The following is a 12,348-nucleotide window of genomic DNA, read 5'->3' on the forward strand; positions in this document are numbered from 1 at the left end:
CGGGTGATGCCCGGTTCGTCACGCCGGGGCGGGGGGTTCGGCGGCCGGGAGGAGGAGGGTGAACGTCGGCGGGCCGGGGCGGCTGAGGCGGAGGCGGCCGCCTTCGGCTTCGGCGAGGCCGCGGGCCAGGCGCAGGCCGATGCCGTGGCCGGCGGGCGCCGTCGCGAACGGGTCCGTTTCGCCCAGGTCGGGGCCTTCGTCGGCGACGTCGATGGCGAGCGCGTCGCCGGCGTCGCGGGCCACGACCGTGACCGTGCCGCGGCCGTGCGTCACCGCGTTGTCCAGCAGGACGCCGAGGACCTGCCGGACCGCCGCGGCCGCCACGTGCGCCGGGGGAGGGTCCTCCCGGACGATCCGCAGCGCGCGTCCCTGCGGCTTGAGCAGGGCTTCGCCGGCCTGCCGGACCTCCTCCAGCAGCGCCCCGAGGTTCAGCTCGGCGCGCGGGGCCCGGCGTTCCCGGCCCAGCGACAGGAGGTCTTCGATGGTGCGTTCCAGCCGGTCGGCGGAGGCGATGCCGGCGCGAATCGCCGCGTACGGGTCCGCGGAGGGGGTCTCCAGGGCGGCTTCCAGCTGCAGGCGCAGCCCGGTCAGCGGCGTGCGCAGCTGGTGCGACGCCTCCGCCGAGAACGCGCGCTCACGCTCCAGGGTCTCGCCGATCCGGGCGGCGGTCGCGTCCAGGGTCTCGCCGACCCGGTCGATCTCGGCGATGCCCGCGCGCGGCGACCGGGCGGTGAAGTCGCCGTCGCCGAGCCGTCCGGCCGCGGCGGCGAGGTCTTCCAGCGGCCGGACCAGCCGGGTCGTGAACCGCCGGGCCAGCAGCCAGCTCACCCCGGTCGTCGCGCCCGCGAGCCCGACCATGGCGAGCCAGGTGAGCACGATCCGCAGCGGCAGCACGGACTCCGGCAGCGCGGCGCGGACCACGCCGGTCACCCGGGCGCCGCTGACCACCGGCACCGCCAGCGCGATCTCGTCGCCTTCGAGGCCGATGACGACGTCCGCCGTGGCCTTCGCCGCCTGCAGCTCGACCGGGCCGGCGACGGCGGGCCCGTGTCCGGCGAGCAGCCGCCCGTCCGGGGCGTACACCCCGACGTCGCCCTCGGCCTCGTCGTCCTCCTCGCCGAGCGGGGGAAGGACGGGTGTCCGCCCGGCGTTCAGGTCCGGCGCCACGACGAGCGCGACGGCGTCCGCGGCCCGCTCCAGGTCACCCTTCGCGTCGTCGTGGTAGTACTGCCACACCGCGAGGCCCAGCGGCAGGGCGAACAGCATGGTCGCGACCAGGGCGGCCAGTACCGTCAGCGACGTGATCCGGCGGCGCACGGCTACCCTTCGGCCGCGGACCGGGCCGGGTCCTCCAGCCGGTAGCCGTGCCCGCGCAGGGTGGCGATCCGCGGCACCTCGTCGTCGGGCCCGGCGGCCGCGGCCAGCTTGCGGCGCACCGCCGCGATGTGCACGTCCAGGGTCTTCGTCGAGCCGTACCAGTGCGCGTCCCAGACCTCGGACATCAGCGTCTCCCGGCTGACCGCGACGCCGGGCTGCTCGGCCAGCCGCGCCAGCAGGTCGAACTCCTTGGCGCGCAGCACCACCTCGCGCCCGCCCAGGGTGGCGCGGCGGCCGGCGATGTCGACGGTCAGCCCGCCGATGGTCACCGGCGGCCGGGCGCCGGCCGGCGCGCCGCGCCGCAGGTGCGCCCGCACCCTGGCCAGCAGCTCGCCCAGCCGGATCGGCTTGGTGAGGTAGTCGTCCGCGCCGGCGTCGAGGCCGACGACGACGTCCATCTCCTCCTGCCGCGCGGTCAGGATCACCAGCACCGCGGCCGGCAGCGCGGTCCGCAGCCGGCGGCAGACCTCGACGCCGTCGAGGTCGGGCAGGCCGAGGTCGAGCAGCACGAGGTCGAAATCGCCGGCGTCGGCGGACTGCAGGGCGGTCCGCCCGTCGCGGCGCCAGCACACCTGGTGCCCGTGCAGCCGCAGGGTCGATTCGAGCACGCTGCCGATCGCCGCGTCGTCTTCCACCACCAGCAGGTTCGGCATGCCGGGCAGCCTAACCAACGACCCGCCGGGTTCCGGCCGGTTGTGGCCTATTCCGCCCGTGTCCCGAGGCCGATCTGCGATATCCGCACGGCGGCGGCGGTGACGGCGCCGGTGAACGCGGCCGTTTCGCCGGGGCCGAACCGGCTGCTGGGCCCGGTGACCGCCAGGGCCGCCAGCACCCGGCCGTCGCCGTCGTGCACCGGCGCGGCGACGCTGGACGCGCCGGCCTCGGGCTCGCCGTGGCTGACCGCGGCCCCCTCGCCGCCGTCGAGGACCCGGCCGGCGGCCCCGAAGCCCAGCGGCAGCTCGTCCCCGACGCGCCCGACGTGCCGGATGGCCAGCGGCCCCTCCTGCTGGGCCACGCAGATCAGCACCGACGTGCTCCGGACGTAGAGGTTCACCGTCTCCCGGCACTCGCGAGCCAGCTCCCGCAGCACCTGGCGGACCGGCTCGGGCAGCTGCCACGCCGTGTTCGCCAGCTGCGCCCACCGCAGCATTCCGGGGCCGACGGTGATCCGCCCGTCGGGCCGGGTCCAGAGCAGGCCGCGCTGTTCGCAGGTGGCGACCAGCCGCAGCACGGTCGTCTTCGCCAGGCCGCTGGCCGCGGTGAGGTCCTTGACCGCCCAGGTCCGGCGGTGTTCGGTGAAGAGGGCGAGCAGGTCGAACGCACGCAGCACGCTCCGGACCGTTCCGTCGTCTTCCGGCTTCATCGGCCCACCTCGTCCACCTGGTGGACTGAGGATACCGCCAGGCGGACCGGATCAGGCCACGTATCGCTCGAATGCCGCAACGGTCTCGGCGAGCACCTCGGCACCCGGGCGCGCCCACAGCCCGGCGTTGAACACCTCCACCTCGATCGGCCCGGTGTACCCGGCCGCTTCGACGGCCGCGCGCAGCCGCCGGTGGTCGATCGGGCCGTCGCCGGGCAGGGCACGCCCGAGCAGCGGGTCGGGCAGCGGCACCAGGACGTCGCAGACGTGGAAGCCGGCGATCCGGCCGGCGGCCGCGGCGATCGACGCCTCGATCCGCGGGTCCCACCAGACGTGGAACTCGTCCACGACCACGCCGACCTGCTCGGCGGGGTGGTCCGCGGCGATCGCCAGCGCCTGGTCCACAGTGGACAGCACCGACCGGTCCGCGCACTGCATCGGGTGCAGCGGCTCCAGGCCGAGCCGGACCCCGCGGTCCCCGGCGTACGGCGCGAGCTCGCCGACGGCGTCCGCGACCCGCTGCCGGGACGCGGGCAGGTCGTTGCCCGCGATCCCGCCGACGACCAGCACGAGCACGTCCGCGCCGAGGGCGGCGGCTTCGTCGATCGCCTCCCGCGTCTGCGCGATTCCGTCCACAGGGGACCCCTCCGGCGTCACGCCGGTGAAGAACCCGCCGCGGCACAACGACGACACCCGCACGCCGTGCTCCGCGAGCAGCCGGGCGGTTTCGCCGACGCCGGTTTCGGCGACCTTGTCGCGCCACAGCCCGATCCAGCCGACGCCCGCCGCGGCGCAGCCGGCCACCGCCTCGGGCAGCGACCAGGACTTCGTGGTGATCTGGTTGAGGCTCAGCCGGGGGTCCATCACAGCACCCCCGCGGCCTGCAGCAGCGGCCGCATCCGGGCCTGCGCCAGGTCCGGGTCGGCCAGCACGCCGGCCTGGTCGGCCAGCCGCAGCAGTGTGGCGAGGTGGGTGATCGTGCGGGCGGACTCGCTGCCGGCGATCATCCGGAAGTGGTTCTGGTGGCCGTTGAGGTGGGCCAGGAAGACGACGCCGGTCTTGTAGTGCCGGGTCGGCGCGCGGAAGATCTCGCGGGCCAGCGGCACGGTCGGGTCGAGCCGGGCGCGGAACCCGGCCTCGTCGCCGTCGTCCAGGCATCGTAGCCCCGCCGCGGCGACGGGGGCGATCGGGTCGAAGATGCCGAGCAGGGCTTCGCTGTGGCCTTCGGTGTCCCCGGCGATGAGCTCGGGGTAGTTGAAGTCGTCACCGGTGTAGCAGGCGACGCCGGCCGGCAGCGCCCGCCGGAACTCGACCTCGACCTCGGCGTCCAGCACGGAGACCTTCACCCCGGCGATCGTGCCGGCGTGTTCGGCGCACAACGCGGCGAGCTCGCGGGCGGCGGCGCGGACGTCGTCGTGGCCCCAGTAGCCGGCCAGCGCCGGGTCGAACTGCTCGCCGAGCCAGTGCAGCAGCACCGGCCCGTCCGCCCCGGACAGCAGCTTCCCGTAGGCCGCGTGGTAGTCGGCCGGGCTCTCGGCGGCGGCGGCCAGCGCGCGGCTGGCCATCACCACCGGGACCGCGCCCGCGCCGGCGACCAGGTCCAGCTGCTCGCGCCAGGCGTCCACAATGGACGCGACGGTGGCCGGGCCCGGCGGCAGCTGGTCGGTGCCCACCCCGGCGCACCAGCGGCGCCCGGCCGCGGCCGCGCCGGTGCGCGTGACCAGCTGCCGCGTCGTGGCCCAGTCCAGGCCCATCCCGCGTTGCGCGGTGTCCATCGCCTCCGCGACGCCGAGCCCGCACGCCCACAGGTGCTCGCGGAAGGCCAGCGTGGTGTCCCAGTCCACGGCGTAGGGCTCGTCGGCCAGCGCGTCCGCGACGACGTGTGCGGCGGCGTAGACGATCCGCGACGACGGCGGCGTCCCCGGCGGTGCCGGGGGTCGTGGCCCGGACGGCGACCAGTTCAGCAGCTCGCCGCCGGGGGCCGGGAGCACGAGCATGGTGGACCTCCGAGAGGGTCAGAAAGCGCTTTCTCAACCCACGGTAGGGCCTGTCCCGGAGCTCGACAAGGCCCTGGCCGGGTCAGCGCTTGGGGCGGGCGGTGCTTTCGCGCAGGACGACCTCGCCGGACAGCCGGACCGTCCGCGGCCGGGCACCCGCCGAGCCCTTCATCGCCAGGTCCATCGCGCGTTCGCCGAGTTCCTCCAGCGGCAGCCGGACCGTGGTCAGCGCCGGGGCCAGGTCGCGGACCACCGGGATGTCGTCGAAGCCGGCCACCGAGATGTCGCCGGGCACGGACAGGCCCTCCTCGCGCAACGCCGTCAGCGCGCCGATCGCCATCACGTCGGTGACGGCGAACAGGCACGTCGGCAGCTTGCGCCGGCGGCCGGCGAGCAGCCGCTTCGTGGCCTCGTACCCGCCGTCGCGGCTGAACGCGGCCTCGACGACGTCCTCTTCGCGCAGTTCGATGCCGTGCGCGGCGAGCTCGCCGGAGAAGCCGGCCAGCCGGTCGATCACGGTGCTCAGCCGCCGCGGCCCGGCCAGCACGGCGAACCGCTTGTGGCCGAGGCCGACCAGTTCCTTCGCCAGCGCCGCGGCGCCGCCCTTGTTGTCCGGCTGCACAGTGTCGATCTTGAGCCCGCGGTGGCGGCTGACCGCGGCGACCTGCCCGCCGCCGCGGCGGTAGGGCTCCAGCTCGGCGGCCATCGCGCGTTCCCACGCCCGGTCCTCGAACGCCGAACCGATCAGCAGGATCGCCGCCGCCCGCTGCGCGCGCAACGTCGAGACGTAGGCGACTTCGCGGTCCGGGTCGCGGAACGTGCCGGCGAGCATCACGAGCAGCCCGTTGTCGGTGGCCACCCGCATCACCCCGCCCGCGATCGCGGCGAAGTACGGGTCGCTGACGTCGTGGCAGATCACGCCGACCGTGCGGTGGGTGCCGCCGGCGAGCGCCTGGGCGTGCGCGTTGGGGGCGTAGGCCAGTTCGGCCGCGGCGGCGGAAACCCGCTCCCGCAGGTCGGCGCGGACGGAAGCGGTGCCGTTGAGCACCCGCGACGCCGTTGCGAGCGAGACGTTCGCGCTGCGTGCCACGTCTTCCAGTGTCACGTGCGGCCGGGCCTTCATGGCTGGCTCCTCCAAGAGTCGGTCTCGAGTGTCTCGGTGTGCTCGGTCGGTGCAATCTACTGGGAGGAGGGTGTGTCCCGAGAAGCCGCTGCTCGGGGGACCTCCCCCGAACGAGTGAATGTGGCGGGAAGATCGGCCGGGGCGTGTGTGTTGCAAACAAGGAGAACCTTCAAGTGGTGAGCCCGCCACTGATGCCGACTGCGAAAGGAACCACGCATGTTGTTCGGTGACGAACACGTCCGCCGCTACGAGGAAACCGACGGCGAGGTCGGCCACGACTGGAAGGACGGCGTGCCGACGCTGGTGCTGACCACGAAGGGCCGCAAGACCGGGCAGGAGCGCAAGTTCGCCCTGATCTACCAGGAAGTCGACGGGAACCCGGTGATCGTGGCCTCCAAGGGCGGCGCGCCGAACCACCCCGGCTGGTACTTCAACCTCGTCGAGCACCCCGAGGTCGGCGTGCAGGTCAAGGCGGACAAGTTCAAAGCCCGCGCCCGCACGACCTCCGGCGAGGAGCGCGCGAAGCTGTGGGAGAAGCTCGCCGCCGTCTGGCCGGATTACAACGAGTACGCCAAGAAGACGGATCGTGAGATCCCCGTCGTGGTGCTCGAGCGGCTCTGAAATTAGTCCTGTGATCTGCGCCGCGTTCGGCGCGGGGAGGGGCCGATCCGGCCGGCCGTGGGCTACGAATGACAGCTATGGACCGCTGGACCGCCCTGGACACCGAAGGTGAGCTGCTCACCCGACGCCAGATGATCGCCTACGGCCGGCGCTTCGCCCGCGCCGGCCGGGGCGCCTGGTACAGCTTCGCCATCGAGGTGGTCTGGCAGTTCCTGGTCCAGACGACCCGGTTCCGGGTGCGCGGCTCGCACCACATCCCGAAGACCGGCGGCGTGCTGGTGGCGTCGAACCACCTGTCGTTCGCCGACCCGACGACGCTGACGGCGTTCTGCCTCGCCGCCGGCCGCGTGCCGCGCTACCTGGCCAAGGCGTCCCTGTGGAAGCTGCCGGTGGTCGGCCGCGTGATGCGCTCGGGGCGCCACATCCCGGTGTACCGCGGCGCGGCGACGGCGGCGGAGGCCTACCGCGACCTGGTCACGTCGGTGCGGGCCGGCGAGTGCGTCGCGGTGTTCCCGGAAGGCACGTTCTCGAACGACCCGGACGGCTGGCCGATGCGCGGCAAGACGGGCATCGTGCGGGCCGCGCTGGAGACCGGTGCCCCGGTGGTCCCGGTGGCCAACTGGGGCACCCACCACCTGCTGCCGTCGACGGCGAAGTTCCCGCGGGTGCTGCCGCGCAAGACCGTCGAGCTGGTCGCCGGGCCGCCGGTCGACCTGTCGGACCTGCGCGACCGCCCGCTCACCCGCGAGGTGCTGGAGGAAGCGACCGCGCGGATCATGGGCGCGGTGACGTCGCTGCTGGAAGGCATCCGCGGCGAGGAGCGTCCGGTCGCGGCCTGAAAACCGTCGGGGCTCCGAGCGGGGTGCGTGAGGCCCGGGTCACCCCGCCCGGCCCTGCTCAAAGGGGTAGTTTCGAGGCATGAGTGCACAACACTTTGATGTCGTCGTGCTGGGGGCCGGAGTGGGCGGCTACGTCGCGGCGATCCGCGCGTCCCAGCTGGGGCTGAGCGCCGCGGTGGTCGAGGAGAAGTACTGGGGTGGCGTCTGCCTGAACGTCGGGTGCATCCCGTCGAAGGCGCTGCTGCGCAACGCCGAGCTGGCGCACGTGGTGACCCAGGAGGCGAAGGCCTTCGGCATCTCCTCCGACAGTCCGATCAAGGTCGACTACACGGCCGCCTACGAGCGGAGCCGGAAGGTCGCCGACGGGCGCGTCAAGGGCGTGCACTTCCTGATGAAGAAGAACAAGATCACCGAGTTCGACGGGCACGGCACCTTCGTCGACGACCACACCCTCGAGGTGAACGGTGCGCAGGTGACGTTCGATCACTGCATCATCGCGACCGGCGCGACCACGCGGCTGCTGCCGGGGACCTCGCGCAGCTCCCGCGTGGTGACGTATGAAGAGCAGATCCTGTCGAGCGAGCTGCCGTCGAGCATCGTGATCGCCGGCGCGGGCGCGATCGGCGTCGAGTTCGCCTACGTGCTGCACAACTACGGCGTCGACGTCACGATCGTCGAGTTCCTGGACCGGATGGTGCCGCTGGAGGACGCCGAGGTGTCGGCGGAACTCGCGCGCCGCTACCGCAAGCTGGGCATCAAGGTGCTGACGTCGACCCGCGTCGAGTCGATCGACGACTCCGGTTCCTCGGTGCAGGTGACGGTGTCTTCGGAAAAGAACGGGCAGCAGGTCCTTTCCGCGGACAAGGTCCTGCAGGCGATCGGCTTCCAGCCCCGCGTCGAAGGCTACGGCCTGGAGAAGACGGGCGTGGCCCTGACCGAGCGCGGCGCGATCGCGGTGGACGGCCGCGGCCGCACGAACGTCGAGCACATCTTCGCGATCGGCGACGTGACGGCGAAGCTGATGCTGGCGCACGCGTCGGAGTCGATGGGCGTGGTGGCGGCGGAGACGATCGCGGGCGCCGAGACGATGGAACTCGACTTCCCGATGATCCCGCGCGCGACCTACTGCCAGCCCCAGATCGCCAGCTTCGGCTGGACGGAGGAGCAGGCCCGCGAGAAGGGCTACGACGTCCAGGTGGCGAAGTTCCCCTTCACGGCCAACGGCAAGGCCCAGGGCCTCGGCGACGCGGGCGGCTTCGTCAAGCTGATCAGCGACGCGAAGTACGGCGAGCTGATCGGCGGCCACCTGATCGGCCCGGACGTGACGGAGCTGCTGCCGGAGCTGACGCTGGCCCAGCAGTGGGACCTGACGGTGCACGAGGTGGCCCGCAACGTGCACGCCCACCCGACGCTGGGCGAAGCGGTGAAGGAGGCCGTCCACGGCCTCGCCGGGCACATGATCAACATGTAGGGACGTCGAAGCGGAGCTCCGGCCGTTCCCAGCGGACCTTCGGGGGTTTCGCCGGGATCGTGCCGGTGCGCCGCGCCCCCATCCGCAGGTAGAAGGCCAGTGCGGGCGGGTGCGAGACGACGCGCACGCTCGCCAGCCCCCGCCGGCGGGCTTCGGCCAGCATGTGCGCGATCAGGCGGGCGCCGACGCCGAGCCCCTGCGCCTCGTCGGCCACGAAGAGCAGGTCGAGCTCGGCTTCCACGAGTGCGTAGAAGCCGAGGAGCCCGTCACCGGTGGCGGTGAACGCCGGGTTGGTTTCGACGTAGGCCGGGGTGATCGTGTAGCCGTCCAAAATGGACGCGTACTCGCCCTGGTAGGCCGAGGAAGCCCGCACCAGGGCCGTCAACGCGCCGGCCTGCGCGGGAGTGGCGCGGCGGATCTCGATGTCTGCCATGCCGCGGACGGTACGGCAGGGCACCGACAGTTTCCGTCCGCGGGCCCGTGCCGGGCCTACGATGGCGGCATGACGGACCGCGACCGGCTCCGGGAAACGTTGGCGCGCAACGAAGGGCTCGTCGAGCTGCTGCCGCGGGCCCACGGGCTCGGGCTGCAGCTGAGCCGCGGAAGACCGGGTCGTCCGCGGTCGCCGACGCCTGCGAAGACTTGCCCGCTTCGAGGTGACTCGAAGGATCAGGCCGGCGCCGTGAATGCCGTTGCGTCCACCGAGTTCGGCGAGCCCGAAGTGCTCCGCGTCCTCGACCTGCCGGAGCCGCCCACCGCGAAATCGAGACCGCGCACGGCCGGGGAGAAACAATTCTCACGTTCCCCTGATCGTTCCAGCATGTGGACCCCAGGGTCTTCCCGACTTTGGTCGCTGGAATCCGGGTCGGTCGCTCCTTAGATTCTCCCCATTACACCCGGTTGGGTGTCATTCGGTCGAGTGGCCGAGTACCACAGGGAGACATCGATGGTGAGATTCAGCCGGGTCGCCGCGCACGCGGTTCCGCTGACGGTCGGCACCCTGCTGCTGACGACCGGGGTTTCGGCGGCACAGCCGTCCAGCGTGGACGCCGCGGCCGCGCGCACCGAGGCGGGCATCAGCGCACTGCAGAGCATCAAGAAGACCCTGAGCCCCGCGGAGCGCAAGCAATCGAGCCAGCTGGTCGTCGAGAAGCGGTTGCGGGCCGACCGGTCGCTGGCCGCGAAGCTGCCCGACTACCGCTCGGGCGTCGGCGTGAGCTCCGCCGGCACCGTCGCGGTCGACATCTCCTCCCGCGACCAGGGCGTCGCCAACGCCGTCAAGGCGGCCGGCGGCACCGTCCGCTTCGCCTCGCCGGACGGTGCCGTCCGCGCCGACCTGCCGCTGTCGGCCCTGGACACGATCGCCGGCCGTGCCGACGTCGTCGAGGTGAAGCCCGCCGCGCAGGCCACGACCTGGCGTGAGCCGGGCAACCGCGACGCCGGCGCGCCCGCGGCCGTCAAGGCGGCCGTCGCCGCGACGCAGGTGTCCGAAGGGGACAAGGCGCACGGCGCCGACGCCGCCCGCGCCACCTACGGCGTCAGCGGCTCCGGCATCAAGGTCTGCGTGCTCTCCGACGGCGTCGACTCCCTGGCGAAGTCCCAGAGCGCCGGCGAGCTGCCCGCGGTGGACGTCCTGTCCGGCCAGAAGGGCAGCGGCGACGAGGGCACCGCGATGCTCGAGATCATCCACGACCTCGCGCCGAACGCGACCCTCGGCTTCGCCACCGCCTTCACGAGCGAAGCCAGCTTCGCCGCGAACATCCGCGCGCTGCGCACCACCGGCAACTGCCAGATCATCGTCGACGACGTCTCCTACTTCGACGAGTCGCCGTTCCAGGACACGCAGGTCGCGCAGGCGGTCAACGACGTGACCGCGGCCGGCGTCCTCTACTTCTCCTCGGCCGGCAACTCGGGCAACGCGACCGACGGCACCAGCGGCTACTACGAGGGCGACTTCCGCGCGTCTTCGGCGAAGATCAGCGGCGTCACCGGCACGCCGCACGACTTCGACCCCAGCAGCACCACGCAGAACTTCGACGCGCTTTCGGCGGGCTCGCTCGGCAAGCCGGTGACGCTGTTCTGGTCCGACCCGTGGGGCAAGTCCGCCAACGACTACGACCTGTTCATCCTGAACTCCTCGGGCAGCGTCGTGGCGTCGAGCGAGAACGCGCAGTCCGGCTCGCAGAACCCGTACGAGATCGCGAGCGTGCCGACCACCGGCTCGGGCTACAAGGTCGCGGTCGTCAAGTACAGCGGCGCCGACCGGTTCATCGCGCTGAACGTCATCCGCGGCCGGTTCGTGGCTTCGGGCTCGCTCAAGGCGTTCAGCACCAACGGCGTCACGAACGGCCACTCGGCCGCGGCCAACGCGTTCAGCGTCGCGGCGGCCCCGGCGGCGGGCGCGTTCAGCCGTCCCCTGGAGACCGGTGACCCGGCCAACCCGGCGGGCCCGTACCCCGGCCTGTTCACCGCGTCGAGCAAGTGGGAGCGCTTCTCCTCCGACGGCAAGCGCCGCCTGTTCTACAACGCGGACGGCACCGCGATCACCCCGGGCAACGTGTCCTCGACCGGCGGCACGGTCCGCAGCAAGCCGGACATCACCGCGGCGGACGGCGTGGCGACGTCGGTGACCGGCTTCCAGCCGTTCTTCGGCACGTCGGCGGCGGCCCCGCACGCGGCGGCCATCGCAGCCCTGCTGCTGTCCGGCAAGCCGACGGCCACCCCGGCCCAGATCCGCACGGCCCTGGTGTCGTCGGCGATCGACCTCGGCACCCCGGGCTTCGACACGGTGACCGGCAACGGCGTGATCATGGCCGGCCCGGCACTGGCCGCGCTGGGCGTTCAGCCCAGGTAACGTCCCCGCACCGGACGGCCCGGCGAGCACCGCGCTCGCCGGGCCGTTTCCGTCAGGGGCGGCCGGTGACCAGGAGGTGGAAGCCGAGCCCGCGGCCGGCGAGCCGCTCGTGGGCCCGTACCTCCAGCCCGGCGCGAGCCAGCGCGGCCTCGACGTGCTCCAGGGGACGGATCCGGAAACCGTTGCGGGTCAGCATCTCGGCCCGGTTCATCGCCTCCGGATCGCCGATGCCGAGCACGAACCGGCCGCCCGGCCGCAGCACCCGGGCGACCTCGGTGAGGGCGGCGTCGAGGTCGTCGACGAAGTAGATGGTGTTCGTCGAGACGATCGCGTCGACCGAGGCGGCGGCCAGGGGGAGCGCCGTCATCGAGCCTTCGTGCACCACCAGCCGGCCCGCGGCGATCTCCCGGCGGAACGTCTTGCGGGCGCGCTCGAGCATCGTCACGGAGATGTCCACGCCGTGGACTTCGCCGGCCTCCCGCAGCAGCAGGGACAGGCCCAGCCCGCCGCCGAAGCCGATGTCCAGGGCGGTTTCGGTGCCGCCGGGCCGCAGCGCGGCGACCGCCCGCACGACCGCCGCCCGGTTCCGGCGGTTGAGCATCGCGCCGACGATGCGCCCCCGCAGGCCGTTAGGGTGGCCGAGTTGCCGGGCCAGCCCGGCCTGGAAGCTCTCGCGAAGTCCCATGCGGGCAGTCTAGGAGGA

At 73.0% G+C, this 12,348-nt stretch carries 12 protein-coding genes; 4 read left to right on the top strand and 8 right to left on the bottom strand.

Annotated features, from left to right (window positions below; genetic code table 11):
• Positions 1 to 18 precede the first annotated feature (18 nt).
• From AB0J55_RS34515 to AB0J55_RS34540, 6 genes are all read right to left on the bottom strand, one after another.
• On the bottom strand, positions 19 to 1,317 hold the full coding sequence (locus AB0J55_RS34515) for a HAMP domain-containing sensor histidine kinase (RefSeq protein WP_364258246.1): 1,299 nt from the start codon (positions 1,315 to 1,317) through the stop codon (positions 19 to 21).
• A gap of 2 nt (positions 1,318 to 1,319) precedes the next feature.
• Positions 1,320 to 2,030, bottom strand: coding sequence for a response regulator transcription factor (locus tag AB0J55_RS34520; protein ID WP_364258249.1), 711 nt, complete (start codon positions 2,028 to 2,030; stop codon positions 1,320 to 1,322).
• Between the two features lie 47 nt (positions 2,031 to 2,077).
• A complete protein-coding gene (locus AB0J55_RS34525) occupies positions 2,078 to 2,740 on the bottom strand; it encodes an IclR family transcriptional regulator (protein ID WP_364258252.1) in 663 nt (220 codons plus the stop codon).
• Between the two features lie 51 nt (positions 2,741 to 2,791).
• Positions 2,792 to 3,604 (bottom strand): sugar phosphate isomerase/epimerase family protein, encoded by an 813-nt coding sequence (locus AB0J55_RS34530; protein WP_364258255.1) that lies wholly within the window; start codon positions 3,602 to 3,604, stop codon positions 2,792 to 2,794.
• Complete coding sequence (locus AB0J55_RS34535) at positions 3,604 to 4,737, bottom strand: DUF993 family protein (protein ID WP_364258258.1); 1,134 nt, start codon at positions 4,735 to 4,737, stop codon at positions 3,604 to 3,606. Before AB0J55_RS34535 ends, AB0J55_RS34530 begins: the two co-directional genes overlap by 1 nt.
• A gap of 82 nt (positions 4,738 to 4,819) precedes the next feature.
• Positions 4,820 to 5,860: a LacI family DNA-binding transcriptional regulator gene (locus AB0J55_RS34540; RefSeq protein WP_364258261.1), complete on the bottom strand. Its 1,041-nt coding sequence runs from the start codon at positions 5,858 to 5,860 to the stop codon at positions 4,820 to 4,822.
• 216 nt (positions 5,861 to 6,076) lie between these two features.
• Here AB0J55_RS34540 and AB0J55_RS34545 point away from each other — a divergent pair, with 216 nt between their 5' ends.
• The 3 genes from AB0J55_RS34545 (at position 6,077) to lpdA (ending at position 8,791) form a co-directional block, all read left to right on the top strand.
• A complete protein-coding gene (locus tag AB0J55_RS34545; RefSeq protein WP_364258264.1) occupies positions 6,077 to 6,481 on the top strand; it encodes a nitroreductase family deazaflavin-dependent oxidoreductase in 405 nt (134 codons plus the stop codon).
• 77 nt (positions 6,482 to 6,558) lie between these two features.
• Entirely contained in the window at positions 6,559 to 7,320 is a 762-nt protein-coding gene (locus tag AB0J55_RS34550) for a lysophospholipid acyltransferase family protein (protein ID WP_364258267.1), read from the top strand.
• A 79-nt stretch (positions 7,321 to 7,399) separates the two neighbouring features.
• Positions 7,400 to 8,791: a dihydrolipoyl dehydrogenase gene (lpdA, locus tag AB0J55_RS34555; protein WP_364258270.1), complete on the top strand. Its 1,392-nt coding sequence runs from the start codon at positions 7,400 to 7,402 to the stop codon at positions 8,789 to 8,791.
• Here the strand turns inward: lpdA and AB0J55_RS34560 are convergent.
• Entirely contained in the window at positions 8,781 to 9,224 is a 444-nt protein-coding gene (locus AB0J55_RS34560) for a GNAT family N-acetyltransferase (protein WP_364258273.1), read from the bottom strand. The genes lpdA and AB0J55_RS34560 overlap by 11 nt on opposite strands.
• Before the next feature lie 513 nt (positions 9,225 to 9,737).
• On the opposite strand from AB0J55_RS34560, the gene AB0J55_RS34565 reads away from it, so the two are divergent.
• On the top strand, positions 9,738 to 11,645 hold the full coding sequence (locus AB0J55_RS34565; RefSeq protein ID WP_364258276.1) for a S8 family serine peptidase: 1,908 nt from the start codon (positions 9,738 to 9,740) through the stop codon (positions 11,643 to 11,645).
• A gap of 52 nt (positions 11,646 to 11,697) precedes the next feature.
• Here AB0J55_RS34565 and AB0J55_RS34570 read toward each other — a convergent pair whose 3' ends face one another.
• Positions 11,698 to 12,330 carry a class I SAM-dependent methyltransferase gene (locus tag AB0J55_RS34570; protein WP_364258279.1) on the bottom strand — a complete coding sequence of 211 codons (633 nt, stop codon included), beginning with the start codon at positions 12,328 to 12,330 and terminating at the stop codon, positions 11,698 to 11,700.
• Positions 12,331 to 12,348: the final 18 nt, after the last annotated feature.

The sequence above is a fragment of the Amycolatopsis sp. NPDC049688 genome, assembly GCF_040674975.1.
In the GTDB taxonomy this organism is placed as follows: domain Bacteria; phylum Actinomycetota; class Actinomycetes; order Mycobacteriales; family Pseudonocardiaceae; genus Amycolatopsis.

Bases quoted from the DNA above. Each gene is read 5' to 3' on its own strand.
- AB0J55_RS34535 (WP_364258258.1), bottom strand. From the start codon at position 4,737: ATGCTCGTGCTCCCGGCCCCCGGCGGCGAGCTGCTGAACTGGTCGCCG.
- AB0J55_RS34560 (WP_364258273.1), bottom strand. From the start codon at position 9,224: ATGGCAGACATCGAGATCCGCCGCGCCACTCCCGCGCAGGCCGGCGCG.
- AB0J55_RS34525 (WP_364258252.1), bottom strand. From the start codon at position 2,740: ATGAAGCCGGAAGACGACGGAACGGTCCGGAGCGTGCTGCGTGCGTTC.
- AB0J55_RS34565 (WP_364258276.1), top strand. From the start codon at position 9,738: ATGGTGAGATTCAGCCGGGTCGCCGCGCACGCGGTTCCGCTGACGGTC.
- AB0J55_RS34550 (WP_364258267.1), top strand. From the start codon at position 6,559: ATGGACCGCTGGACCGCCCTGGACACCGAAGGTGAGCTGCTCACCCGA.
- AB0J55_RS34520 (WP_364258249.1), bottom strand. From the start codon at position 2,030: ATGCCGAACCTGCTGGTGGTGGAAGACGACGCGGCGATCGGCAGCGTG.
- AB0J55_RS34530 (WP_364258255.1), bottom strand. From the start codon at position 3,604: ATGGACCCCCGGCTGAGCCTCAACCAGATCACCACGAAGTCCTGGTCG.
- AB0J55_RS34540 (WP_364258261.1), bottom strand. From the start codon at position 5,860: ATGAAGGCCCGGCCGCACGTGACACTGGAAGACGTGGCACGCAGCGCG.
- AB0J55_RS34570 (WP_364258279.1), bottom strand. From the start codon at position 12,330: ATGGGACTTCGCGAGAGCTTCCAGGCCGGGCTGGCCCGGCAACTCGGC.
- lpdA (WP_364258270.1), top strand. From the start codon at position 7,400: ATGAGTGCACAACACTTTGATGTCGTCGTGCTGGGGGCCGGAGTGGGC.
- AB0J55_RS34545 (WP_364258264.1), top strand. From the start codon at position 6,077: ATGTTGTTCGGTGACGAACACGTCCGCCGCTACGAGGAAACCGACGGC.